Origin of the sequence: Haliscomenobacter sp. (assembly GCF_040403615.1) — a bacterium.
Taxonomy (GTDB): Bacteria; Bacteroidota; Bacteroidia; order Chitinophagales; family Saprospiraceae; genus Haliscomenobacter.
Genome location: NZ_JBBAKG010000019.1, coordinates 52,452 through 79,193, shown reverse-complemented (window position 1 = coordinate 79,193; position 26,742 = coordinate 52,452). Strand labels below are relative to the sequence as shown.

Annotated in this window: 16 protein-coding genes; 8 read left to right on the top strand and 8 right to left on the bottom strand. The window is 44.2% G+C overall.

The window, feature by feature from the left end; translation table 11 throughout:
- Positions 1–1,415 (top strand): hypothetical protein (locus ABW391_RS08565; RefSeq protein ID WP_353481433.1); only part of this gene is annotated, 1,415 nt, incomplete at its 5' end.
- 343 nt (positions 1,416–1,758) lie between these two features.
- On the top strand, positions 1,759–2,874 hold the full coding sequence (locus ABW391_RS08560) for a coiled-coil domain-containing protein (RefSeq protein ID WP_353481432.1): 1,116 nt from the start codon (positions 1,759–1,761) through the stop codon (positions 2,872–2,874).
- Here the strand turns inward: ABW391_RS08560 and ABW391_RS08555 are convergent.
- The 3 genes from ABW391_RS08555 to mutS form a co-directional block, all read right to left on the bottom strand.
- Positions 2,861–3,949, bottom strand: a complete 1,089-nt coding sequence (locus ABW391_RS08555) for an endonuclease/exonuclease/phosphatase family protein (protein ID WP_353481431.1) — start codon at positions 3,947–3,949, stop codon at positions 2,861–2,863. The two genes, ABW391_RS08560 and ABW391_RS08555, sit on opposite strands and share 14 nt — an antisense overlap.
- A gap of 25 nt (positions 3,950–3,974) precedes the next feature.
- Positions 3,975–4,691, bottom strand: coding sequence for a 4-hydroxy-tetrahydrodipicolinate reductase (dapB, locus tag ABW391_RS08550; protein WP_353481430.1), 717 nt, complete (start codon positions 4,689–4,691; stop codon positions 3,975–3,977).
- A gap of 119 nt (positions 4,692–4,810) precedes the next feature.
- The gene (gene mutS, locus ABW391_RS08545) at positions 4,811–7,432 is read right to left on the bottom strand and encodes a DNA mismatch repair protein MutS (protein WP_353481429.1); all 2,622 of its coding nucleotides are present in this window, start codon (positions 7,430–7,432) and stop codon (positions 4,811–4,813) included.
- A gap of 187 nt (positions 7,433–7,619) precedes the next feature.
- On the opposite strand from mutS, the gene ABW391_RS08540 reads away from it, so the two are divergent.
- Together ABW391_RS08540 and ABW391_RS08535 are read left to right on the top strand one after the other, a co-directional pair.
- Positions 7,620–7,967, top strand: coding sequence for a 4Fe-4S dicluster domain-containing protein (locus ABW391_RS08540; protein WP_353481428.1), 348 nt, complete (start codon positions 7,620–7,622; stop codon positions 7,965–7,967).
- A 140-nt stretch (positions 7,968–8,107) separates the two neighbouring features.
- The gene (locus ABW391_RS08535; protein WP_353481427.1) at positions 8,108–10,003 is read left to right on the top strand and encodes a tetratricopeptide repeat-containing sensor histidine kinase; all 1,896 of its coding nucleotides are present in this window, start codon (positions 8,108–8,110) and stop codon (positions 10,001–10,003) included.
- A gap of 122 nt (positions 10,004–10,125) precedes the next feature.
- On the opposite strand, the gene ABW391_RS08530 is transcribed toward ABW391_RS08535, so the two are convergent.
- Entirely contained in the window at positions 10,126–11,673 is a 1,548-nt protein-coding gene (locus ABW391_RS08530; RefSeq protein ID WP_353481426.1) for a S8 family peptidase, read from the bottom strand.
- Positions 11,674–11,792: 119 nt separating this feature from the next.
- On the bottom strand, positions 11,793–12,293 hold the full coding sequence (purE, locus tag ABW391_RS08525; RefSeq protein ID WP_353481425.1) for a 5-(carboxyamino)imidazole ribonucleotide mutase: 501 nt from the start codon (positions 12,291–12,293) through the stop codon (positions 11,793–11,795).
- Between the two features lie 172 nt (positions 12,294–12,465).
- Here purE and ABW391_RS08520 point away from each other — a divergent pair, with 172 nt between their 5' ends.
- The 4 genes from ABW391_RS08520 to ABW391_RS08505 all read left to right on the top strand — a co-directional run bounded on the left by ABW391_RS08520 (position 12,466) and on the right by ABW391_RS08505 (position 24,054).
- Positions 12,466–13,674 carry a heparan-alpha-glucosaminide N-acetyltransferase domain-containing protein gene (locus ABW391_RS08520; protein ID WP_353481424.1) on the top strand — a complete coding sequence of 403 codons (1,209 nt, stop codon included), beginning with the start codon at positions 12,466–12,468 and terminating at the stop codon, positions 13,672–13,674.
- A 177-nt stretch (positions 13,675–13,851) separates the two neighbouring features.
- Complete coding sequence (locus ABW391_RS08515; RefSeq protein WP_353481423.1) at positions 13,852–16,977, top strand: hypothetical protein; 3,126 nt, start codon at positions 13,852–13,854, stop codon at positions 16,975–16,977.
- Between the two features lie 381 nt (positions 16,978–17,358).
- Positions 17,359–18,315, top strand: coding sequence for a PorP/SprF family type IX secretion system membrane protein (locus ABW391_RS08510; RefSeq protein ID WP_353481422.1), 957 nt, complete (start codon positions 17,359–17,361; stop codon positions 18,313–18,315).
- Between the two features lie 66 nt (positions 18,316–18,381).
- Positions 18,382–24,054 carry a T9SS type B sorting domain-containing protein gene (locus ABW391_RS08505; RefSeq protein WP_353481421.1) on the top strand — a complete coding sequence of 1,891 codons (5,673 nt, stop codon included), beginning with the start codon at positions 18,382–18,384 and terminating at the stop codon, positions 24,052–24,054.
- 100 nt (positions 24,055–24,154) lie between these two features.
- Here ABW391_RS08505 and ABW391_RS08500 read toward each other — a convergent pair whose 3' ends face one another.
- From ABW391_RS08500 to ABW391_RS08490, 3 genes are all read right to left on the bottom strand, one after another.
- Positions 24,155–24,943, bottom strand: a complete 789-nt coding sequence (locus ABW391_RS08500; RefSeq protein ID WP_353481420.1) for a LytR/AlgR family response regulator transcription factor — start codon at positions 24,941–24,943, stop codon at positions 24,155–24,157.
- 106 nt (positions 24,944–25,049) lie between these two features.
- Positions 25,050–25,688 carry a hypothetical protein gene (locus tag ABW391_RS08495; protein WP_353481419.1) on the bottom strand — a complete coding sequence of 213 codons (639 nt, stop codon included), beginning with the start codon at positions 25,686–25,688 and terminating at the stop codon, positions 25,050–25,052.
- 81 nt (positions 25,689–25,769) lie between these two features.
- Positions 25,770–26,699 (bottom strand): alpha/beta hydrolase, encoded by a 930-nt coding sequence (locus ABW391_RS08490; protein ID WP_353481418.1) that lies wholly within the window; start codon positions 26,697–26,699, stop codon positions 25,770–25,772.
- Positions 26,700–26,742 lie beyond the last annotated feature (43 nt).

Below are 26,742 nucleotides of genomic sequence, written 5' to 3'. Positions count from 1 at the left end.
ACTTTAAGCTTTTTCACATCCTTTCCCAATTTGACAAGCTGGAACAAAATCGCATACGCAAGTTCATCAGTTCTCCATATTTTAATAAAGATAAAGTTGTCAGTGCTCTTTTTGAATTACTGGTTAATGAAATCAACGTTCCGAGCAAAAGTGACTGGACTAAGGAAAAAATTTGGAAAACCTTGGTTCCTGAACTTCCATTAGACGATACTCGTCTCAGAAAGTATCAATCCGATTTGCTAAAATTGATAGAAAAATTTCTCATTCAGGAAGAATTTGAAACAGATAACTACATTGCTCAAACCTACTTGTTGCGCTCTATCAAAAAAAGGAAACTAAAAAAAATGCACAATTCTGCTCTAAAGTCAGTGAAAGAGATTCCTGGAAAAATTACGCATAGGGATGGTAATTTTTACCTGGGTCAGTTTTTGATTGAAACATCATATGATCAATTAATCAGTGATTTTGAAGAAAAGAAAACTGAAAAAACCAATTTGGAAGAAATGTCCAAATTGCTTGATTATTTCTACATCGGTGAAAAACTAAAGATTTATTGTGAAGTGCTTTCCAGAAAAAAATTCGCACAACACGAATATGAAATTTCATTGATTGACGATGTTTTAAATTTTGCTGAACGTGAGCAATATCAGAGGATTCCATTTATTGCAATATATTATCAAATATTCAAGATGTATGCTGAACCTCAAGAAATTCAGCATTATTACAAATTTCAACAGTTGCTCTTGGATTCTTCTCATTTTTTTCCCCGGAGTCAAGAAAAAATATTCTACGATTTCGCTCAAAATTATTGTATCAATCAACTAAATCAAGGCAATAGTATCTTTCTCAAAGAATTATTTGGTGTATATAAGAATTTAATTGATAAAGATTTTTTTATGCTGGAAGGGCATATGGAGTCGCTTGAGTTCAGAAACATTGTTGTGGTTGGATTGCGGAATGGCGCTTTTGATTGGACTGAAAATTTTATTTACAAATATATAAGTATTTTACCTTCTGAACTACGAGAAAATACACTCTCTTTCAATTTATCCCAATTGTATTTCTATCAGAAAAAATATTCTAACGTAGTGAAAATTCTACAAGAAGTGGAATACAATGACTACATAACCAACTGTAATGCAAAGACTACGCTAATTGGAGCTTACTATGAAGAAGGTGAATTTGAGCCTCTTTTTTCATTACTAGAAAGCTTCAGGGTTTATTTAAACAGAAATAAGGAAATTCCATTGGCAAGGAAGATCAACTACAAGAACCTGATCAGGTTCACAAAAAAATTAATCAGCCTTCCCCCAACCAACAAAAAGGCATTTTCTCAGTTGAAAGCAGAAGTTGAAGCAACAAAAAACATTCCATCCCGCGACTGGCTACTCGAAAAGATCACTGAGCTAGAATAACAAGAGCAGTATCCACTTCTGTGAATACCGCTCCAAATTTAGGCAGTTTATACTCCATCAATAAAGTCAGTTACCACCCCTTTTTTTCCTTTTGCTTGTGCACTTGTGCCGATAAGCAGGTCTAGAATCAGATTCAATAACAGCATAATAGTAGATTTATTGGGTTAAATAATGTTGCAATTTAGGGGGGGGTACAACATTTGCAAGAAAAAGTGAAATTTTTTCTTGCAAATTTTTGAACCAGTTGAATTTTCAAACTTTTGTTTACACTCCTCCTTGACAAAAAGAAGATTGTTTGTATTTTTGTACTTGAAGTGCAATGCCTTAATGTAGCAATAAAAGAATGGAATCGATCAATTATCAAGACAACGACTACATCATCATTCCCAACCCCATCTACGATGTGGTCTTTCGGTATTTGATGGCAGATTACGAAAGTGCGGTCATTGTGCTTTCCACGCTGATCAATGAAAAAATTCTCAAATTGCATCTGGAGCCCCTTACTCATCCCATCAAAAAAGCAGGTACGGTAAAAGACCCGCGCACAGATGACGATGTAAGCTTGTTTCATCTCGATTTTACGGCTACTATTCAATTGGAAGATGGATCGGAAGAGTTGATCATGATCGAGTTGCAAAAAGCAGCCGAACCCACCGATATTTTTCGTTTCAAACGCTACATCAGCAAAAATTTCCAACACAAACGCCTGGAGGAAGTAACGCACCACAAGTCACAAGCCATCACAGTGGTGGAGCGGCCTATTCGTCTCATTCCTATTTTCATCCTGAATTTTCGGATCGAAAACGAACTCAATGACTTGTTGATCAAAGTGAATCGTTCCAAATTAGGCGTCTTTAAAAACGAGTTTCTCCAAAAGCACAACGATTTTATCGACAACTTGAGTTATGACATGCTGGTGGTACAATTGCCCAATCTGCGCAACATCCATGAGGAAGAATACCTGCAAGACGATTACAAACGTAAACTATATGCCTTGCTCAAACTCTTTGACCAGCAAGAACGCTTCAAAAACAACGAACATCGCTTGAGGGTAATGCGAAAGTTGTTGCCCGGTTTCCTGGAAAGAATAGTAGCACGTTTGCAATCTGCCGACAAGGACAATCCCGATTTGGAGGAATCCATGATGGCTGAAGATGAAATTCTCAAGTTACTTCTGGAGCGCGAAAACGAAATTGCGTTTTTCAAAGGCCAGCTAGATCAAACCCGAGAAGAACTCGGACAAACCCGGGAAGAACTCGGAAATACCAAAGAAGAACTCGGAAATACCAAAGAAGAACTCGGGAATGCCAAAGAAGAACTCGGAAATACCAAAGAAGAACTGGATAAAAAGAACGAACTCATCATTGCTTTAGCCAAAAAACTCAAGTCAAGTGGAACTCCAAATGAGGAAATAGCGGCCTTAACCGGACTTTCCCACGAGCTAATCAGGGCACTATAAACTCCACTTCCATCCATACCGCCTGGTGATCCGAAAACCGAAACTCCTGCTTGATGCCTTTCACCTTGCGCACCTTCACATTGGGTGAAACGAGGTAATAATCGATCAAGGTGACAAAAGTTTTAAACTGCTGGTAAGGTCGGTCGTTGTTGCGATTGGTAGGTACTGTGGGGTCATAAATCCAGTTCCAGTCGGCTGGAAACAAATCAGGATTCATGTTTTGTCCCTCCTCCCCTGCTGGAGCCTTCCCTGGCATAAACTTATCGGGCGCAAAAAAAGGCGGACAAGTGTTCCAATCGCCGCCTGCAATTACATAATTGCCCTTGGCGTATTCCCGCAAAGCCAGGTCACGCAAAAAGCGTTCTTGCTGCTGCTTGATGCCGCCTTTGTCAAATGCTTCGTTGTGGATGTTGATCACGACCAGGTCTTTGCCGAAGCTTGTTTTGTACCGCGTAAAGCCCAAACAACGATCCAGCATAAACAAGCGTTTGGGCCAACCGAATTTACCCGGCATTTGTAAGCGCTTGGCTTCGGTGGGTTCAAACTTGGAGTAAGTACCCAAGCCACTGTTTACAGCACCGTAGGCATTCCAGGGCTCCAACAAGGGCAATGGCACCCTTTTGGCCCGGTAATTGGGAAAGTATCCCGCAAAGAAACCTGGCGCTTTTTCCTGAATGGCCTTGAATTGATTCCGGAAATAACTTCGCTTCGACGCATAGTCAACTTCCTGAAAAAGATAAAAATCAGCCTTGTAGTTTTTGATGGCATTGGTGGTGCCTTCAAAATATTGATCGACCAATGCTTTGGTTGGGCGCACCATCCGACCGCGTGAGGTGAAAAAGCCACTTCCCTGGTAAAAAAAATCGGCTTCGGCACCCAGACCAGCGTACCCCAGGTTCCAACTCAGCAAAGACAGAACGCTGTCTTTGACGATCTTCTCGCTAGCATGGGCTCCAACTTCTGCCGGAGATGCACCAGTTGGCTGATAATCAGTAAGTGTACCGTATCCGATCACCCCAACCACGTAGAGCAGAGCCAACAAAGGCAGTAACCAAAGTAAACGCAGCTTTTTCATAATGGTATTTTTTTACCCGTTTGTGTTAAAATCCCAATAAATCAGCCATTCCAAACACTCCTTTTTTGCCTACCAGCCACAGCGCAGCTTGCATGGCTCCACTGGCAAAACCTTCCCGCGAATGCGCCGTATGCCTAATCTCAATGGTATCAATGGCAGACTCGTAATATACCTCATGTGTTCCTGGAGCGGGATCGACCCGATAGGAAAGGATAGACAACTCCTCCGCTTCCTCAGTAGGCTGATTGACCCAGTTGGTTTTTCGTTTCAGGTTTTCCAGGATTCCTTCTGCCAAGGTAATCGCGGTACCACTCGGGGCATCCAGTTTTTGAGTATGGTGGGTTTCTGCCATGCGTACCTCGTATTGGGGGTGCCCATTCATCATTTGGGCTAAAAATCGATTGACTGCAAAAAAGATATTGACACCAACACTATAATTTGAAGAATGGAACAAGGCGCCCTGATGTTGGGTGCAAATGACCTTGGCATCTTCAAGCCTGTGCAACCATCCTGTGGTGCCAACTACAACAGGGACACCAGCTTCCAGGCACTTTTGTAGGTTTTCAAAGGCAGTTTCTGGTCGCGTAAATTCAATGGCGACATCGGCTTTCTGCAAATTCGCAGCCGTAAATTCTTCAGGGTTGTTGACGTCGAGGCGGAGTACCACTTCGTGTCCTTGTTGCAGGGCGATTTGTTCTATGGCTTTTCCCATTTTCCCATACCCAATCAATGCAATTTTCATGAAAAGTATTTTCTAATCGTTGGTGACTTTGAATTGAACTGTCGTCAAAAGGGGGATTTTATCTCAAAAAACCAAACTTCTGTGGGGGCAATCTTCGTGATTGCCCTTTTTCATTGGGGTCACGGAATCAAATTTTTCAATTCCCGCAATTTCAGCATGCAATCAATTGGAGTCATGGTATTGAGGTCAACCTCATTGATCATGGACTTCAACTGACCAGCAATAGGGTCTACCGTTTCAAAAATGCTGAGTTGAATGGCCTCCGTACTGATGGCCTTGGTCTGTGCTTTTTCAATTTTTGGCCCTGTCGAATCAATCCCTTCCTGTGCGATTGATTTTTGTTCCAATTGTTCCAGAATATGGTTGGCACGGTCTACGATCGGTTTTGGCATACCCGCCATTTTGGCTACGTGAATACCGAAACTGTGTTGGCTGCCACCTGCGGTCAGTTTGCGCAAAAAAATCACTTTTTGGCCTACCTCTTTGGTAGCAACATGGTAGTTTTTGATCCGTACAAATTTCTCGGCCAATTCATTCAGTTCATGGTAATGCGTGGCAAATAAAGTTTTGGGGCGGGCAATCGGATTGTTGTGCAAATACTCGGCAATCGACCAGGCGATGGAAATACCATCATAGGTACTGGTACCCCGACCAATCTCATCCAGAAGGATCAAACTCCGGTCAGAGATGTTGTTCATGATGCTGGCGGTTTCATTCATTTCCACCATAAAGGTAGACTCTCCTGAAGAAATGTTGTCGGAAGCACCTACCCGGGTAAATACTTTGTCCAAAACGCCCAAATTTGCGGTTCGAGCTGGAACATAAGACCCCATCTGGGCCATCAAACAAATGAGTGCAGTTTGGCGCAATAGAGCAGATTTTCCGGCCATGTTTGGCCCGGTGATCATCAGAATCTGTTGCTGTTCATGATCCAGAAAGACGTCGTTGGGTACATAGGTCTCCCCAAGTGGCAATTGCTGTTCGATGACCGGGTGTCGGCCATCCTTGATGTCAATTTCCAGTCCTTCACTCATTTGGGGCAAACAGTATAGTTGTCGAGCAGCCACTTTAGCAAAGGCCAGAATACAATCCAGGCGAGCCAGCAGGGTTGCGTTGTGCTGTACGGGTTGAATGTAATCGGCCAAATCCAGCACCAATTCTTGAAACAAACGATCTTCCAGATCCAAAATTCGCTCTTCCGCACCCAGGATTTTTGCCTCCAGGGTTTTGAGGTCTTCGGTGATGAAGCGTTCGGCATTGGCCAGGGTCTGTTTGCGAATCCATTCCCCGGGCGTTTGGTTCTTGTACTTATTGGTTACTTCCAGGTAATAACCAAAAACACTATTGAAGCCAATTTTCAGGCTTGGAATGCCGCTGCGTTCGATTTCTTTTTCCTGAATGCCCAATAAAAGCTCTTTGGCGTGGGATATTACGTGACGCAATTCGTCCAATTCTGCTGAAAATCCATCCGCAATCACGCCTCCTTTGGCCAGGTTCACTGGAGGTTCCTCTACAATTTGCTTGCCGATTCGCTCCACCAATCCAGGACAAGGGTTGAGTCCGTCCGCAATTTTAACCAGTTCGGGATGTGTAGTACTGGTCAGCATAGCCTTCAATGGGGCTACTGCCATAAGTGCCCTTTTGAGTTGTACCAATTCCCTTGGGTTTACTTTGCCCAGGGGAATTTTGGAGATGAGTCTTTCCAAGTCGCCCATTTTCCGGAGGTATTGCTCTACTTCGCGCCCTTCTTCTTCGGATTCCAAGAAGTAGGTCACCATTTCCAAACGGGCATCAATGGCCAGTTTTGACTTTAGTGGAAGTACGATCCATTTTTTGAGCAGGCGAGCGCCCATCGGAGAGACAGTTTGATCCAGGATTTTGAGCAAGGATACCCCGGTTTCATGCGGGCTGGAGAGCAATTCCAGGTTTCGTATGGTAAATCGATCCAACCACACGTAGCGATCCGGGTGAATGCGCGTAATGGAGGAAATATGTTTAAGGTTTCTTTTTTCGGTACTTTCCAGGTAATGCAGGGCTGCTCCTGCCGCAATTTGGGCCAAGTCAAGATCCTCAATCCCAAAGCCCTTCAAATTTTGTACTTCAAAATGCTTGATCAGTTTTTCCCGGGCATAATCAGCGGTAAAGACCCACTCGTCGAGGGTATAGAGGTAAAATTTTTCTCCAAAACGGCTTTCAAACTCTTTGCGGCGGTCTTTTGAAAAAATAATTTCTGAAGGATTAAAGCCTTGCAGCAATTTATCGATGTAAGTCCAATCGCCTTCGCTGACCATGAACTCTCCGGTGGAAATGTCCAAAAAAGCGATTCCATAATCATCCTTGCGGCCAAAGTACAATGCGGCCAAAAAATTGTTGGACTGGTGATCCAGCAATTTGTCATCTACCGCCAGCCCCGGAGTAATGACCTCAGTAACGCCTCTGCGAACAATCTTTTTGAGGGGCGAAGGTTTTTCCAATTGCTCACAAATCGCTACCCGATATCCAGCCCGCACCATTCGGGGCAAATACAAATCCAGGGAATGAAAAGGAAAACCCGCCAATTCGACATCATTGCCTCCATTGTTGCGGCTGGTCAGTACAATGCCCAATACTTTAGAGGCGGTAACCGCATCCGCGCCAAAAGTTTCATAAAAGTCCCCTACCCTGAACAGTAAAATTGCATCGGGGTACTTTTTTTTCACTTTGTTGTATTGCTCCATCAATGGAGTCACTTTTTCAGACATAGCGGCGGACGTTTGGGGGTAATTGTGCAAAGAACGCAAAGATAAACAGCACAAATAAAATCGCAGGAACAGATTTTGTGAAATTAGGCTGAAAAATAATGAGAACTCCTTTTATTTTTACGGCTAAATTTTATTATTCTGAACCAGGACAAGCACTTGGTCGTTTACAATGAAAATTCTCTGACCCATGGCAATAATGATAACCGATGATTGCATCAACTGTGGCGCATGCGAACCCGAATGCCCAAACAATGCAATTTATGAAGGTGGTGTTGAATGGGCCATCTCTGATGGTACCAGTATTTCTGGCCCTTATGAATTAAAGGGCAATCATGTTGTAGATGCCCATGACAAACTGAAACCAGTTTCGGATGATTTGTATTATATTGTCCCAGATAAATGTACAGAGTGTGTAGGCTTCCATGAGGAACCTCAATGTGCAGCAGTTTGCCCAGTGGATTGTTGCGTACCAGATCCAGAACACGTAGAAAATGAAGAAATTCTGCTTTTGCGTAAGGGGAGTCTTCACCTTTAGCATGACGCAACAAATTAATTAGTAAAATAAATACAGTTGAAACCTGAAAAATTTCAACTGTATTTATCCATTGTTCATCCCTTATTCCTGCAACATTGGCCTACAGAACACTGCTTGTCGGCACATTTTGTTGCCTCCACTTGATATTACGAGCTGGGGATTCGCATCCCATTACCACACCTATTATCGATAGTTTGCTGGCGTTATTGCCCAAATCAGCTCTTGACACCAATAAAGTTTTCATTTACAAAGAATTGTGCTGGCAATACCGCAATCAGGACATGGCATCGTCAATTGAATATGGTCAAAAAGGAATTGATTTAGCCAAAAAACTGAAGTTCAAAAAAGGAGAAGCGGAAATTAGTCGCTTTATGGGATTGGCCTATCGGCATTATTTTTTCTTTGAAGAATCGCTGGATTGGTATTATAAAGCATTGAAACTTTCTACTCACATCAATGATCAGGTCGGTATAGGGTTTTGCTACGACAACTTGGGCGTTACCCGTTTTAACCAAAAACAGTTTAATGGTGCGTTCACATTTTTCAAGCAAGGCAAAGCTTTCTTCGAAAAAGTAAACCATCAGGAAGGACTCGGCTATTCGTATACCCACCTATCCTGGGTAATGGTAGAAAAAAAGCAGTTTGACGAAGCCTTAAAATTTGCAAATCTGGCATTATTGATTCGCCAAAAGAATAATGCTACCAAAGAACAAATCAGCAATGCATTGCGCGACGTAGCTGTTGCGGAAATCGGATTGAAAAACTTTGCGGCAGCAGAAAGGGTTTTGCAAAAAGCCATCCAAATGGCCCTAGAAACCAACAAGCCCATTGTAATTGCAGATCATGCATTGTATTTAGCAGAATTGTTTCTTAAAATTCACGATCTCGATCGTGCAGAGTATTATGCAACCTGGAGTTACCAGATCACCACTCAATTTCGCAACCCCCTGCAACGCATGAAAAGCTCAATGGTAATTTCTAAGATTTATCAAGTAGAAAAGAAGTATGCAGAGGCTATGCGGTATCAAACGGAGCATTATGCATTGAAAGACAGTTTATTCAATGAGGATATCAATAAAAACACGGCCCTTCTGGAAGCCAAATATCAGTATGATTTGAAAGCAAGTGCGCTGATCGAAAAACAAAAACGCAGAGAACTCGAAAGCAGCCGAAAACTGGATCAGGAGCGTTTTTTGAGTTCTCTTCTCATCGCGGCATTGTTATTTGTGGGGATAATTGCTTATTTCATTTACCTAAGGAGAATGCAAGATAAACTCCTCAATCGCGAACTAACCCAAAAAAACGAGGAAATCAGCCGTCAAAACCAGGAAATCCAGGAACAAACCGTTCAACTTGCTGAAAACAATCGATTTAAAGACCGTTTGTTTTCAATCATATCTCACGACTTGCGCAGTCCAGTTGTTGGATTGGTTGGGAGTTTGGAACTGGTCAATGAAGGTGTATTATCGGAAGAGGAGTTTCGCGATATGCTGCCTGACTTGGCCAATAACGTCAATAGCATCCAGAGTCTGTTAGACAACCTGTTGACCTGGGCCCGCATTCAGATGAAAGGAATCCCAGTTGCAAGCGAAGCTTTTCACATTAGAGAATTAGTCCAGGATAAAATCAGCACCTTTGAAAAACCTGCACAACTCAAAGGCATAACTTTCATCAACAACATCGAAGAAGATCTGCAAATCCTGGCTGACAAAAACATGATTGAACTGGTCTTACGCAATCTCCTCTCCAATGCCATCAAATTTTCTCTTCCCGGAGGAACAATTGAATTGAGTAGTTCACGTCAAAAAGGGTATTCGCAGATTTGCATTTCCGACAATGGCACTGGAATAGAACCGGAAACCATGGCCAACTTATTTGGCCCCCAAAGTGCTTCCTCAAAAGGTACAGCCGGAGAAATGGGCACCGGCCTGGGATTATTGCTTTCAAAGGAATTTATCGAAAAAAACGGTGGTAAGATTTGGGTAGAAAGCACCCCAAATGTTGGAAGTAAATTTTATTTCTCCATACCAGAGTAAGTAACACAGAAAAATTTACTTCCCGATTTTGGGTTTTGAATAGGAAGTCAAACGGTTCATTTAAAGTGAGCTTCCTATTCAAAAGCCTCTAAAAAAATCGGGAAGTAATTTTTTGCGTCAGACTAAAGCCCGGTCACAGCTTTCCCAGCATCAATAATTCCATATCCGTATTGGCCATCGCGGGCAGTTGGCCAGGTAGTGCTTGCTTTCATGCGGGCATAAACCTGAGCCCTAGTCTGAGCCGGGTTGGTGGCCCAAATCAAAGCGGCGATGCCCGCCGTGGTAGCTGTAGCCGCTGAAGATCCACCAACATTTGCAGGGACATTGCCGGTAGGAGCCAGCGTGAGGGCAATACGGTTGTTGTCTACTTTGCGTTGCATCACGGCTACAAATTCTACATCACTGCCACTGTGACAAGTGCTACAGCGCTCAAGTGGTAAGCCTCCATCCTTAACCCCGGAAACTGCGATGCACTCCGCCATCCAGGCTGGAAAAATAACCCCATACCAATTGGTAAAGCTGGTAGAAGTACCTGCTGCTGCCAACAACATTTTGCCTTTGCCGTAAGCATAACGCACGCCATCTTCTACTTGTCCACTAGAGAGAATATCGCCGATTGACATGCTGATGATTTTAACGCTGGTGTTGTTTCCTGCGATCACCAAACCATCTGCCACCCCTTTCTTTTCACTCGATCCGTTGATAATGACGTCGCTGGTAACGCGAATGCCCAACAAGTTGCAATTGTAGGCCACTCCCGCCGGAGTGCCGTCGTATCCACGTGGAGCGGCGATCAAGCCCGACATCTGTGTGCCATGGCCACATTGGTCATCCGGTCCATCCGGGGTACCACAAAACCAGCAACTGACATAAGTCCCCATTCTGGTTAAAGTACGACCAGTAGATAAGCCTGAATTGAATTGGCTGCCCAGTTTGGGTTGACTACCCGGGTTGGGCGTACCGGTATCCAATAAGGCTACAGTGATTCCTTTTCCGGTATTGACACCCCAGGCAGTACCAATACGAGGCACACCATGGTGCCAGGATTGCTTAGCTCCCGGAGTAATGTTTGTAAAATCAGCAGCAGGGATGCTGGTGTTGCCACTAATGCCGCAACCAGAATCGCTGCGCAAGCGCTCTTCTTGGTAGCTATAACCCATTGGTTCTATGTATCTTACTTCGAGAAGGCTGCGCAATTTTTCGATGATACCCAAGCTGGATATTTTGATGTCAATCACCGGGAGTACTTCTTCCTGACCAAAAGGCATCAGGTCTTTGGCGCTCACTTGTTTGCTTGGGTTTTGGCGATTTGTTTCCGCAACGATGTAGTTGATCAATTCTTCGCGTACCTGCTTCCATTCTTTGCGCTGAATGTCAATTTGGTGCATGCGCTGATTGATATTTTTCTCGTTGGCAGGCTGGTAACCGATGCACATGATCGAATCGCCGAGCAGGTTGGCACTCCATACGGTTTGCGCATTCACCATGCCCCATTCAAATTTTTGGTGTTCGTCCAACAAGTTTAAAACTTGTCGATTGATCTCTTGGCGGGTTTGGGGTTTGAGCCCATCGTAAGCTTTAGTGCTTGTGTCATCGAGGTTCAGGCCATCTTTTCCACAAGAAAAAGCGGTGGCCAGAAGAACCATTAGCAAGGTAAATCTATGGAACATATTGCAGAGGAATTTTTGGATGAGAGAAAGGAATTTCAGTTCAGGGATAAAAATAGCGAAATTCCGCTAACGAAATTAGTACGTTGCAAAATTTTCTTTACTTGATGTGACGCAAAAAATTACTGATAATCTTCATATCCCTCAACCTCCAATTTCCGGTACTTTATGGCCACTTCTTCCGCTAATTGCATTTTGTAGGCTTGCACTTTGGCTTGTATTGAAGGGTCAAAGCTTCCCATGATCTGCGCGGCTAGAATTCCGGCATTCTTGGCAGCATTCAGCGCCACCGTGGCAACAGGCACTCCATTAGGCATTTGCAAAATGGACAAAATGGAGTCCCAACCATCAATGGAATTGGAAGATTTGATGGGCACTCCAATCACGGGCAAAGGTGATAAGGAAGCAACCATCCCCGGCAAATGGGCCGCACCGCCAGCACCGGCAATGATCACTTTAATGCCCCGTCCATGGGCGTTTTGGGCATAATGAAACATCCGTTCCGGGGTACGGTGCGCCGAAACGATGGTTACTTCGCATGGAATGTCGAAGGTTTTAAGGAAATCTGCCGCCTGGCGCATGATCGGCAAATCCGAATCTGAGCCCATAATAATGCCTACCATAGTTTTATCATTTCTAAATGAAAAGTTAAAGTTATAACCCTGCCTTACAATTCGCTTGCGCAACAGCATTTTTTTTCTCTAATTTTGCGCTAGTTTTCGGGTTTCTCTTGGCGACATTAAAAATACAAGCCATCTGATTATCGAAACCTTTGACAAAAATAAAACCACTGCATTGGACACCTCTTCGCCAGCCGTTTCGATACCCGTTTCAATACCTAAAAAGCGCATTGTATTTTTGGATGTACTGCGTGCATACGCCATCATGATGATGCTTCAGGGGCACCTTGTGGATACTTTGCTCGCTGATCAGTACCGCGATGAAACCCACCCTATCTTTTGGACCTGGAATTTCATGCGTGGGATGACTGCTGCGATCTTCTTTTTTGTCAGCGGGGCAATTTTTGTTTTTTTGATGTTGCGTGATTCCCGACCCTGGTACCAAAACCTGCGCATTCAAAAAGGATTGAAGCGGGTTTTGTTGTTGCTTTTTCTAGGCTATTTCCTGAAATGGAATCTTTACCACCTTTTTACGCTGAATTTTTATCCCTCAATGTTCCTGGTTGATGTATTTCACATCATTGGTTTGGCCGTCTTTACGGTAATTTTGGTGTTCATCATTTATCAAAACACCAAAATCCCCCTTCCATTAATGTACTTCGCGCTGGCACTGACCGCCTTTTTAATTGCTCCGATAGTCAAAACCGCAGATTGGTCAGCGTTGCCAATGTTTCTTCAAAATTACCTGACCAGAGACAATGGCTCAACTTTCATTCTTTTCCCTTGGATTGGGTATTCCCTTTTTGGAGCCGTAGTAGGATGGCACATGTACAAACGCCCTGATTTTTACCACACGCACTGGGCTCCTTTGTTGTTTTTGAGCATCGGTTTGTGGATTCATTACAACGTCAATGATATTTTATTAGGCTGTTTTCACCTCACTGGCATTGCTCAGTTTAAACTGGCGACCTACAACAATGCCAGTTTTTGGCGCTTGGGGCATGTGTTGGTCGTTTTTGCCCTCTTTATCTGGATTACCAAAATTTTCAAAAATATCCCGCCATTGATTATGAAAATTGGTGGGGAAACCCTGGTCATTTACAGTGTCCATTACGTTGTTCTTTACGGAACCTGGTTCGGTATAGGCATTGGATCATTGGGCCGACAAACTTTCACACCTTGGGCCACTGCATTTAGCGCGGTTGCCTTCATCCTCTTTTTTGTTTACCTGATCTACCGTATTGAGGAGATTCGATATTTCCTCTACCATATTGTTCCGCATTACTTTTGGCTTTATTTTCGTTTTTTGCGCATCAAATTTCGGCGCTTTTATGGTGAACAACGCGAAAAGTTTGTAGCCATGATGGCCAAAAAAGTTCGCTAGTGTAGGAAATCAAACTTGTCATGCTCACCTTTTTTTAATTAAAAACGATAACATTTACAGGGTAGATGGTTAAGAAAACTGCAAAGTTTTGAAATGCTTAACTTTAGGATCTTATTTTGCGTCCTTAATATGAATTTCAAGCTTAGAGCCCCTCAAAATGACCAAATCTGCAGCTGTATGAAAAAGACATCCACACCGCTATTAATCTCAGCAATATACTTTTGTGCCTTCTCTCTGTTGTTTGGCACTGGCCTCTCCGCACAAAATTTAGACACCATTTTACTCAAAAAAGGGACACTCAAACCAAGGGCACAAGTTGAAGTTAAAGCCACCAAAGAGGACAGCATAAAAGCTCCGGTCGCAAATGATTTAAGCAAATTTGAAGATTTGCTCAAAAAAGCAGAAAATAGCCAGGATGTTGTCAATTTACTGCGTCAAGCTGTTGAATTGTGTACAGTTTCTAAACTTGAAGGGTGCGATGGCCAACTCAAGCTCGCCTTTGGCCGCGAAATCAAACGTTTGCTGGAACTCAATAATCAAGACAAGCTCAAAGATGCCAAAGCGCTTTGCGACATGTACAGCGTAGACAATTGCAGTGAACGAATCCGGGAAAAAGACGCCCAGTTGCGCTTTCAAGCTTTGATCGATGCGGGTCAAAGTGCAGGTAGTTTTGAGCAAAAACGCAGCAAATTGCTTGAGGCAAAAGCTTTTTGCGAAAAGAACAGCCTGGTCGTGTTGAACTGGAATTGCCAATCAACCGCTGAAGATTTACTTCAAAAACTCCATACCAATCGCTATCAAGAGTTACTCAATAGCGTTTCAACGCGACGCAATTTCGAAGAAAAATGGGCAACAATGCGGGACATTGAAACCTTGGTCAATGAAAACCCAGCTTACCTTGGCAACAAAAAAACTGAAATCAGTGACCGAAAATACCGCTTGCAGGAAGAAGAACTTTCCCGTTTGCGCACCCGCTTGGATCAATCAAGCGCTTTTCAAGACAAAGAAACAGCCTATCTGGAGGCCCTCGATTTTGTAAAGAAATACAGCCTTAACGATAAGTCACTCAATGATTTTGATTTTAAAATCCGGGAAGCCGCGCGCACCGAAATTCAAAGCGTACTCTTCCGCCGCAGACAGTTTGATTACCGGCAACGGTTTGCACAGTTGCGCTATGCCATCCGCCTGAATCGCGATTATGCAGGAGAACAACTCAGCCGCGACATCTACAGCGTCATTTACAAGGAGCGAGACGATGCCATTCTGGAAGCGGGTCGACAACCTTTACTTAGAGACAAAGAAGCGCATCTTCGGACTTTTGCAGGCGAGTATTGCAAACTCCTGGGCAACGACCGCGACCAGCAATCCTGTTTTCTTGAATTGGAATCGATTATCCAAAAAGCCTACCAGGATGAATTGGCCGTCTTGCAACAGCGTGCCCGACAGGCGGCACTAGGGACGGATTGGTCGCTGATTCACAATTATTACAACCAGGCCATCACCTTTGCGGAGGTCAATCCCAGGTATTTCAACAATTTTGCCTCAGCGTCTCTACGCACCGAAAAGCAAGACGCCTTAAAAAAGTACGCCGATAATGCGCAACGCCGTTTTGTGGATAACCTGCGCAACGACAACCTTAGTCAGGCAGAAACTGAACTCAACCAGCTGAGAAACATGCAGCGCACTACGGGCTTTCAATTCCTGAATACCAATGACATGTTGGTTGATTTGCACCAGGAGTACATGCGAAAAATAGGCAACTTACGCGATCAGCAACGTTTTCAGGAAGGGTTTCGGGCGCTGGATAAAGTAGAGGCACTGGAACAACAAATGCAAGGTTTTTTGCCTCAAAACAACAGCCGGGAAGAACGCCGTCGTTTGAGTCAGGATCATTATAGTTACCTCGCCAAAGAAGCCGAGCGCTGGATGTACAATCCCGGCACTGCCGAAATGGCCATCAAACGCTTCAACTCGCTGGATTCAGTGCGCAACCTTTACCGCCCCTACTTGGCAGATCAACAAATTGCGCAAGCAGCAAGCATGCGCAAAAGTTTCAGTTTGCGCAGTTTGGGTTACCTCGATCAATATTTAAAGGCCAGTGAAGTAGAGCCTGGAATCATGCTTTTTCAGGATTTAAGTGGTTTTATCACCAGTAATCAATCAGGTGACAGTTTGACGCAAGCTTATGAGCGCAAGGGCAAGCCTTTTTACAACCTAAAAATCGAAGCACAACGCCGCCAATTGGAAGGGATGATCACTGCGGGCACGCTGGACGATGCTGCGGTAGTGCTCAATCGGTACCGCAATGAAAACAAAACCCTGGCCCGAACCCTTAAAGTTGATCCGAATCAAGATGATCCTTTTAAAGATACCGAGTTTAAATTGCAATTGACGCGTGGGCAGACCCTCCTTGCCCGAGGTGAGGCACAAAAAGCACTGGATATTTTGCATCCTTTGGTGCAAGCCAGCAAGGTGAACAGTTTGCCTTTACGAGATGAAGCCACGCGCTTACGCGACCAGGTTTTTGCTGATCTGTTGAGTAAAAAACTTCAGGAAGTAGAACGCATTTATGACCAACAGGCCAAATATGAAGCGCTAAAAGTCTTTCGCCAGTACATGAACCAATACCAATTGCCCGTTCCTGCTGCGTTGCAAACCCGTTTCAAGACGATTGCCAAAGAATCCTGTTTTGAGGAACGAGAGGCTTATGAAACCGGGAAAAAAGAGGCCGAGCAATTAATCGCCCAGCACAAATTTGCCCTTGGATATGCTGCCTATCAAAAAATCTATGAAGCATGCCAGGCTGCTGCCTATTGCGATTTGGACATTTACTCGATCAATGAAGCCCTGCGCAAATTTGAGGCTCCCCGAGATTTTGAACTGGCTCAGGTAGAACTTCAGCGCTTGGAAAGCAGTAAAAACTGGGAAGCATTTGAACGCCAAGACCGCAAAATGGAACGCGATTTTGAAACCAACCACCTGGCTGATTTCGGATTCAAGCATCAAACTTTGGAACAATACCTGCGTGATCCCAAGCATTTTGCTTTCGAGCAGTACTACATCGACCGCAATTGCCTGTTCACTGATCAGATTCCATTGATTAGCGATATCCTCAATGCGAACTATGGAACTTCAGGCTTGGCGGTAGAAAGCTTTCGTGCCATGGTTTACCAAATGGCGGATCGTTTCCATGAATCTAACCCCGGTTCGGGTCTAAAAGAAGCTCAAAAATTTTTCACCATCACCGGAAAAGCCGCCAAAGGATTCAAAAAGGAATTGAAGACCAGGTGGAAAGGGTTTTAGGCAAGGTGGGAAGGGTTTTAGGCTAAAAGTAAAGTTGGTTTCCACAAGTTGGTCACCAGCAAATCCAAAATCGTATTTTCCTGCCTCATTTTAAAATAATTTTAAGAAATCTGCATTCATATAGTACTTCGATTTAAACCAGCTTGATTTGGTCTGATTGGCCCACTGGGCTGCATTTGGCGAAGTTGGTTTTGTTTGGTATATTTTCAGCCCTATATCAGTTGATTACGTGTATGGTTTTCCTTTATCTATCTCAATGCCAGTAAAATTGCGTTGAAATAATTCAAATACGTAAAAAAAAGATATTTTTGAGGCTGAAAATTATTTAACAACCAAGCAAAGGGAATTTTGGTATTTTTGGCCATCTCAAAAACTCGTCCCATGACCAGAGTATGTTTACTTGTCATTTTTTTATTGACGACCGCTGTTTCTTACGCTCAACAGCTCTCCCTGTTTACCCAATATCGAGAAAATCAGACCATAATCAACCCAGCGGCGGTTGAGTCAGATTTTCTCGCCTATCGGAACAACATCACCGTAGGTGCGTCTTACCGAAGCCAGTGGGCTGGATTTGGAGGAGCCGCTCCAAAGACGCAAACTGTTCGTGCTACCTGGCTCAATTCTGGCGGTAGCGGAGTGACCATGATGCTAGGCGGTCAATTGATCAATGATCAAACCGGACCAACCGGATTTACTGGTGTATACGGTCGTTTTGCTGGTGTCTTGACCAGCGACCCCGAATACGGAGGTTTGTCCATTGGTCTTAGTGCCGGTATGGTTCAATACCGGGTCAAATCATCAGAAATCGTATTGCGTGATGAAAACGATGCCCTATCCGGGGTTGACCAAGGCCAGATATTTCCAGATGTTGGGGTTGGGGTCTTTTATTACCAAGCGGTAGGAGGGCGTTATTCAGACGACATTTTTTACGCAGGGTTGTCTGTTCCTCAGGCTTTTGGCCTGGATCTCACCTTTACCAACGAACAAGGTGAGTTTTTCACCAAACGAACCCAACACTTTTATGGCCAGGTGGGCTATTACAAGTTTTTCCGCAATGATGGCTTTTTAGAACCATCAATGTGGGTAAAATATGTTCCTGGTGCTCCTGTCAACGTAGACCTCAACTTGCGTTATCAGTTGCCATCCGCACTGTGGATTGGCGCTGGAGGTTCATCAGCTGGAGCCGCACACCTTGAAACCGGATTTGTACTTGGTGAAAACGCGGGATTGTCCAATACCTTTCGTTTTGGGTACGGTTTCGATTACAACTTTAGTACATTCGGTCCATCCACCGGAGGCACCCACGAAATCAACCTGACCTTGTCATTCCAAAATTGATTCTCAGTTCATTATTTTGAATTGATATCACTGGAAAATGGACATCATGTCCCAAATTCATCTTCCATGAAAAAGATTCTTGCTCTGCTGGGTTTTGTCCTGGCTGTTCAGATGATGGCCTGGGCTCAAGGGCCTTCATTCAACTTTTCTTCAGCAGTAAAAAATTCTGGAGAAGAGGTATGTATTAAAGTCACTGTTAAAGACTTTACAGACATCACTTCTTTAAAGTTCCCAATTCGATGGGACAGTACCATTCTTGAGTTTAAAGAAGTAAGAACAACCGCTGCATTAAAAGGGCTGGTTGTTGGCAATTTCGATACCAAACGCATTAAGTCTGGGCTTTTGTTTTTAAATTGGTCACCTGGCCCTTGTAATGTAAGTAATTCCATTACACTTAATGATAGCGAGGTTATTTTTGAAGTTTGTTTCAAAGTGATTGGGAAATACGGCCAGGCCTCCCAGATAGGCTTAAGTGAAGATCGAGATTTTATCGGCGATATTGACCCGATCATCATTGGTCGTTTCAACGGCAGTGGCAATTGCGTTTCCATTGGTTACAATTCAGAATCAATCATCGGGGATGTTTCGGTAGGCGTACGACCGATCCGTCTTTTTGCAACGGAGGCATCTGGTGGTTCTGGTGAAATCGTATTCATCAACGTAAAAGTGACTGGATTTGACCAATTGACCAGTTTTCAGTTTTCAATGAATTACGACACCACTTTGCTTGAGTTCAATAACGTACTCCCGTTGGAAACGTTAACCAACCTGTCTTCAAGCAGCTTTGGACGTCCCAACGATGTAGCTGGCAACATAGACAAAGGCAATTTAACCGTATCCTGGTCATACATCGATCCAACCGGCAAAGGAATAAGCCTCAAAGACAGCACCGCTATTTTCCAGGTGTTTTTCAAAATTATTGGCAAATGCGGGTCTGATGCAGCTGAAATAACTTTTTCAGATAAACCTACTAAAAAGGAAGCCATCAATACGGTCAAAGAAGGGGAAATTATCCCAATCATTGGTGTTTCTACTTATGTAAATATCGCTCCATGTGATCCTCCAGGTCTCAAATTGGCTCTTGATTGTGGCAAACCTGTCCAAATCAACCAGGAAGTCTGTACCAAGATCACTACGGTAGAGGGAATGACCAGCATTAGCACCTTGAGTTTCCTTACCGAATGGAACGCCAACACTTTACAATTCAGCAAGCTGAACAACATCAATACCAAAATACCTGGATTTGGTGCCTCCTTTTTCAACACGGACAACATATCCAATGGTATTTTGGGGGTAACCTGGACAGCTCCTACAGCAACCACATCTGCCACCTTGAGTGCGGGCGAAACGCTTTTTGAAGTTTGCTTCAAAGCAGTTGGGTTAAGTGGGACGCTCAGTGCGCCAGACAGTTTGCTTGAAGCGCCGGTTCAATTGAACCGTACTACTGCGGTTATTTCCAAAAGAGATGGTATAAACATTGGATTGGCACCCCGCAACTGCGAAGTACAAATCATTCAGCCTCCGGGTGTACGCATCGTTTTGAGCCCTAAAAGTGGCAAACCGGGCGATGAAATTTGTACAGATGTAACCGTTGGCAACTTCAAAAGCGTGATCGATTTGCAGTTTTCGCTTAGCTGGGAACCTGCAAATATCGACTTTACTACCATCAAAAGCTTAAACACCACTGCATTGCCTGGCCTTTCGTTGGGTACCCACTTCAATACCCTTGGAGCAAGTGGTGGTGCATTGTCTTTTGATTATACCTCTGCAAATCCGCTTACGGTGAATGACGGTACCGTGATATTCCAGGTTTGCTACAAAATTACTGGCAAGTCTCCAGGCGAATTAGGTACACAAGACAATTGTGACAACAACATTGAAATTGTTGATCTACCCCTTGAGCGTCAAGCCATTTTGAGTACTTCCAATGGTAAAAACGTGGGCATTACCGGGCCTCCAACCAATGTTTGTATTTTAAATCCAACCGGATTCTTCTTGTTGATGGGACAAACCAAAGGGTATTTGAAAGATACCGTATGCGTTGATTTCAAAGTTGAAAACTTCAAAAAGGTTACTTCAACTCAATTTAAAGTCAACTGGCCAACCGACTTGAAGTTTGTATCCGCAACCCCTTCTGCTGGCCTTAACGGACTTGTTTTGGATACCCGTTCGGCCAACGTTGGTTTGTTAAATGCGGATTTCAATGATGCAGCAGGAAAGACCCTGGCAGATTCTGCGGTCATGTTTACGGTTTGTTTTGAATTGATTGGGGCTGTAAACGAGTGCCATAAAATTGACATCAACAACACGCCAAACCCTTCTGTAACTACCCTGGATGGGGTGGGAAGTGTATTCCCTAAAGCAGGGGAGGTTTGCATTCAGGATACGATTGTACTGATTGATACTTTGCTGACCAATGCTACCTGCCCAGGTCAACGCAATGGTACCATCGAAGTAAAAACGCAAGGAGGAACTGGCCAGGTTTTCTATCTATGGACGGCTCTTGATCAAAATGCTGGAACAGTGCCTTTGCAATTCCAACCCAAAGCCATCAATCTTCCGGCTGGTCGGATTCAACTTCGGGTTTTTGATTCTCGAAAGCCTACTGCTATTGAACGGATTGACACCTTCACCATTGCGGAGAATAAAGTGGTTCCGCAAGCAAATGCGGGTCGAGATACCATTCGAGGTTGTGTAGGGGCCTTGCGCCTCAACGCCAAAGGCAGCACGGGAACAGATATTGTTTACAACTGGTCTGCATTGTCAGGTTCGATTTCTGGTACTACAGATCGAATTTTCACCATAGTTGATGAACCGGGAGCTTACGTGTTTACCGTCCTTGACAAAAAAACGGGCTGCTCAAAAAAGGATACCATTGAAGTACGGAACGCACCAGTTCCTATCTCCAATGCCGGCAACGACTTATTGTTGGATTGCAAAGGAGAAACGATTCGTTTGGATGGAAGTAAATCCTCTCAAGGTAAAACGCTCAAATACAAATGGAGTGGCCCAGTAGGAACAACAATCGATCCGAGCGAAATCAATTCTATCAACCCAAAAATAACTGCTGCAGGTTTTTATACTTTGGAGGTTAAAGACACCATAACCCGCTGTACTTCTACAGACACAGTTGAAGTAAAAAGCGCACAAACCCGTCCGAACGCAGATGCAGGTACAGACCTGCTGCTGGGTTGTAAAGGTGATCCGGTCACGCTTGATGCAACCAAGTCTAAGAACAATTCTCCTGCTGTGATTTACGAATGGTTGGATTCAAAGAATACCATCATTAGTCGGGCACAGAAATTTGACGTAAAGGATTTGGGAACTTATGTTTTGCGCATTGTTGATGAAGCGAATGGCTGTTTGGATTTGGATACGGTACTGGTGAAACCAAGTTTGGATTATCCAACCATCAAAGGATCAAAAGATGTAGACATCTCCTGCAAAACCGACAAACCAATCCTCACCACCAGTGTAAGCAATGCAGCCAAATTCAAGGCCAGATGGACTACAACTGGTGGACAATTTCAAGCCGGAACAGATACCATCCTGAATGCTGTGGTAACAGCGCCAGGTACCTTTGTTCTCGCTGTTACCAATACGGTGAGTAGTTGTGTGTCCAGAGATACAGTGGTTGTAAAAATCAATAAAACAACTCCTACCGTAGATGTAAGTGCGGGTGGAACATTGACCTGTAAAGCGCCTAGCCTGTCTTTAACCAGTACATCCGGAGGAAGTCAAAACCTAGTGCGGACTTGGTCAAGAGCGGGTCAGGTAGTTGCCAAGGATTCTACCAAACTTCGAATCACTAATGCAGGTACGTATCGTTTGGTGGCATTGGATACCCTTAGCGGATGTTCAGCTGTTGATTCTGCTGTGATTTTGCAGGATGCCAACTTACCTCAGGTCATCATCAACAATACCGCAAAGATCAGTTGTAAGGCACCAGATCTAACCCTAACTGGAACGGTTACACCTGCAAGCAATAGCTACACATTTGCCTGGACGACCACTGGAGGAAATATTGTGGGCAACAACGCCGCAATTAGTTCCAAAGTGAATAAGGCGGGTTCTTATTCCTTAAAAGTCACCAATCCAACTTCGGGTTGTGTGGGCGAAGGTTTGGCACAGATTGTGGCGGATACCATTAAGCCAATTGCTCAAGCAGGACCTGATCAGACCTTGACCTGTAAAGCCGATACATTGACCTTAAATGGTACTGGGTCTGGCACGGGTTCAAAAATTACCTACCTGTGGACTGCAAAAGGCGGGGGAATTACACCATCTCCTGCAAATGCCATCAATGCAAAAATTACCCAGGCAGGAATTTATGTTTTAACGGTAAGAGATACATCCAATGGATGTTTCCGGGCAGATAGTGCAAGCATCAAAGCGGATAAAGCCGCTCCTACGGCGTCAATCGCTCAAGCTCCCGCCCTCACTTGTAAAACACCTTCCGTTCAGATAACCGCTACGGGTTCGCAAGGAGCAAACTTCCAAATCAGTTGGAAAGGCCCAGATGGGCCTTTGACTGCGGGCACAAATCCTTTGCAGGTTACGGCAACCAAGAGCGGCAGCTACGAGTTGACCATTTTGAATACAACCAATAGTTGTTCTATCAAGTCAACCACCACCATTGCCGACAATTCTCAAAAGCCAACCGTAAGTGCTGTTACTCCGGTGCCCATCGCTTGTGCTGGAGTAAAAGTATCGCTAAATGGTGCAGGCACGGCTACTGGAGCTGGAATCACCTACAAGTGGACAGTGGGCACGGGCAACGGTGCCATTACCTCAGACAATACACTTACTCCTCAAATAAATGCGCCTGGAACATACAAATTGGTAGTAACCAATACCGAAAACGGTTGTGCAAATGAAGCTTCTGTAACCGTTTCACTGGATAACTCATTGGCTCGCGCTTCTGCTGGAAAAGATACTTCCACTTGTAACGACGAAGCACCACTAATTGGAAACCTTCCAAAGGGTACTACCGGTCAATGGACAAGTGCGGCTGGAATCACCATTGAAATGGCTAACCTGGCAAACACCATGGCGATGGGTTTGAAAGATGGAGACAACCGCTTTATTTGGTCGCTTTCAACTACTGATTGTGCCAATTACAGTAGGGATACACTGAAAATTGTTCGGGAGTCTGCTCCGGTAGCCAACAATGACAAGCTGGATAATTTTACGGCAAGTTCAAGCAAACCCACCGCTACAATCAATGTTGTTTCCAATGACGAAAAACTCAGTAAAACTGCAGGTTTTGTCGTGAGCATCGCCAAAGATCCCACCTTGGGATTGATTGATGGAATCAACGGAGGCAATGTAGTTTACCGTGGATTACCTGGACGCGCTGGCGTAGATGAATTCAAATACAAAGTCTGCAATAAGGTCTGCGTAGACCTTTGTGATACAGCAACAGTGAAAATCCAGGTTAAATCTGACAATTCTTTCCAGTTTGCCGTACCGACAGGGATAACCCCCAACGGAGATGGAGCAAACGATGAAATGCGCTTTGAAATTCTGGAAGTTCAACCAGAGCAATACAAAGACAATGAAATGATCATTTTCAACCGTTGGGGAGATATCGTGTACCGCGCTAAACCTTACCTCAACAATTGGAAAGGAACCAATGCAACCGGACAAGATCTACCAACTGGAACTTACTACTACATTTTGCGCTTGGACATCCCCAATGGTGTCATCATTAAAGGGGACATCACCATCGTAAAATAAGAAATCGTTGGAGAAATACCGCCGATAAAAAAGACCCGCAAGAGATGGAATGCTCTTGTGGGTCTTCTTTTTTTAGGGACAGAAATAAAATTAGGTGATCCTATACAAATCCTAAAACTTTGGCTACTTCACTTTTGTAACTGCGTCCAATGGGCAATTCCTGACTATTGATTTCGACATGATTGGGTGAAAAGGCGTGGATTTTGTTTAACGCCACTAAAAACGAACGATGAATGCGTAAGAATTTCCCGTCGGGTAATTTTTGTTCCAGATAACTGATCTTTTGTTTGGTCACTATTCTTCGGCCTCCTACATGAATGATTACATAATCCTTGAGACTTTCAATGTATTGAATGTCATCCAAAGGCACCTTGATCATTTTTTTATCCGCTCTTACAATGATGCTGTCTGCCGTTTGAAGGGGAAGCGGTTCTTCCGTTAGCGTAGAAAGGTTAGTCATCCCTGGAGCAATGATAATAGAAGTACCCAATCCATTTTGAGGAGATTCTGAAGCAGCATTCGATGCTGTTTGTTGAAATTGAGAATATGCCTTGCTCAATGCTTTTAAGAACCGGCTGAATGGAATCGGTTTCAACAAATAATCCACCGCATCCATTTCGAAGGCTTCTATGGCGTAGTCGCGGTAAGCCGTAGTAAAAATAATTTTTGGCCTTTGTTGCAGGGTTTTCAGAAATTCAATGCCATCCAGTTTGGGCATTTGAATATCCAAAAAGAGCAGATCTATGCTCTGTTCTTGCATTAATGAAAAAGCTTGCAATGCATTTTCGCAGCGTCCAACCAGTTCCAGGCCTTCAATACGGGTGATGTAGGCATTGAGTACATCCAGCGCTAAAGGTTCATCATCAACAATCAAACATCTTATTCTCATTTTTCAATGGCTTATGGATATACGAATAACATGCGCATCTGCGGAAAATTAACCACGAGACAGCACAAAACAATTTGACAGAATACTGGACAAAAAAAATTATATTCTAAAGTCGTACATTGATCACCTTCACAACAATCTTTTTCGCATCTATTTCAGGAGCCAAAGATGAAATTTCTCGTTCTCCCAACAACGATTCTGGCGTATTCCTGCGGGTATCGTCGAGTACAATCATCAATCCGGGATCAATTTTTCCTCCATTCCAATTGCTGACGGCTCCACCGTAATCCCAACCAAAGCCCCAAAAAGTAATTGGTTTTCCATTGATGCGAACCAATTCTTCCAGCGTGGTACCAACCGTAATTCCATGTTTCGACTCCCAGTCCGTACCTTCTTCACTAATGCGGAGCAGTGCCGGGCGGTCTTTAACAATGCTGGTATCGTAATACACTTCCACAGCATTGCGGGTATCTCCAAAAATCACAAACCCCGGTGCGGCATTTCCCTCTCCTAAATAGATTTCCTGGCGTTTTACATTTTGAGCGCCGAAGGTCTGCACCAAATCATTTTCCAGGCTGTGTTGGGCATAAAGCGGACCAATCCTTTCTCCAGGCACCAGCAGAAAATCGCCACCTGCTTTTTGGCGCCCATCAATTAGCGCTTCTGCATGGGGAGATTTGCCGGCTGGCTTACAAGCACCACACAACACAGACAACAGCACAATTGAAAGACATGAAAACTTCATCGATATAGACATTGACCCAGTTCGAGCACTAAATTTAGAAAAGTTTGTCTTCATCGTTCTAAAGAGCCGGTTTAATTATTTTCAAACCCATCTCCAACGTTCCTCAACCTGACGAAATGCCTGAAGCTTTTCCTCATTTTCCATAAAATCTGCAATGCGATCAAGGTGATCAAACATGGGTTTGTCGGCCCAACCATGTCCACCAACCGTACCTGTGATGAGAATGTATGGTTTATTGAAAATTTTGAGCCGTTGAGCGATTGCTCCCGCACCGTACAAAGGCAAATAACCTGGTTGATCAGGGGTACAATGGTGATGGGAGGCTTCGGCATATGGCACCAATGGATCATTTTCGCCATGAAACATCATGGTCGGCAGAGCATTCTCGGAAGAAATCCAATTGATGTCCAAAATTGCTCCCGCCATCATCAATAGACCAGCATATCGAAACCCTATCGGAAGATCACGTTTTATTACGCCCAAATCTCCCTCTTTCCAGTAGGCAGCGTTGACCACCGCTTCTGCACCAGCGCTGCTACCGGCCAAAATAATTCGGGAAGGAGAAACCCCCAACTCATCTGCGTGATCGAGAACATACTGGGTGGCCGACCATACATCCTCGGCAGCACTGCGAAATGCTGCAATTTTGACCGATTGTGCCTGGTCACAGCTCATTGAGCGCCCACGCATGGTGAGGCGATAGGCGCAGGGAATGGCCACCAAACCCAAACGAGCCAGCTTTTCGGCAAACTGAACATATCGCGCTTCATTGCGGCTGCCTTCCGAAAAACCGCCGCCGTGAAAGTACAATACAGCTGCCCGACCTTTAAGGTTGACCTCTTCAGCCAGTTGATAGACATCCAGTTTTAGGGTTTGCTTGTCTTTTTCAGCATAAGAATAAGTTACCTGGTGCAACACCTGACCAGCAGCTTTTGACTTCGGGTTGTTTTTTCTCGAAAAAACCTCAGAAACACGTCGCCAAGTTTTATTGATCCAGTTTGGGTTGGCCATTGGTTATTTGAAGATTTGCTGGGAGCGAAGGTAGGAAAGCTGA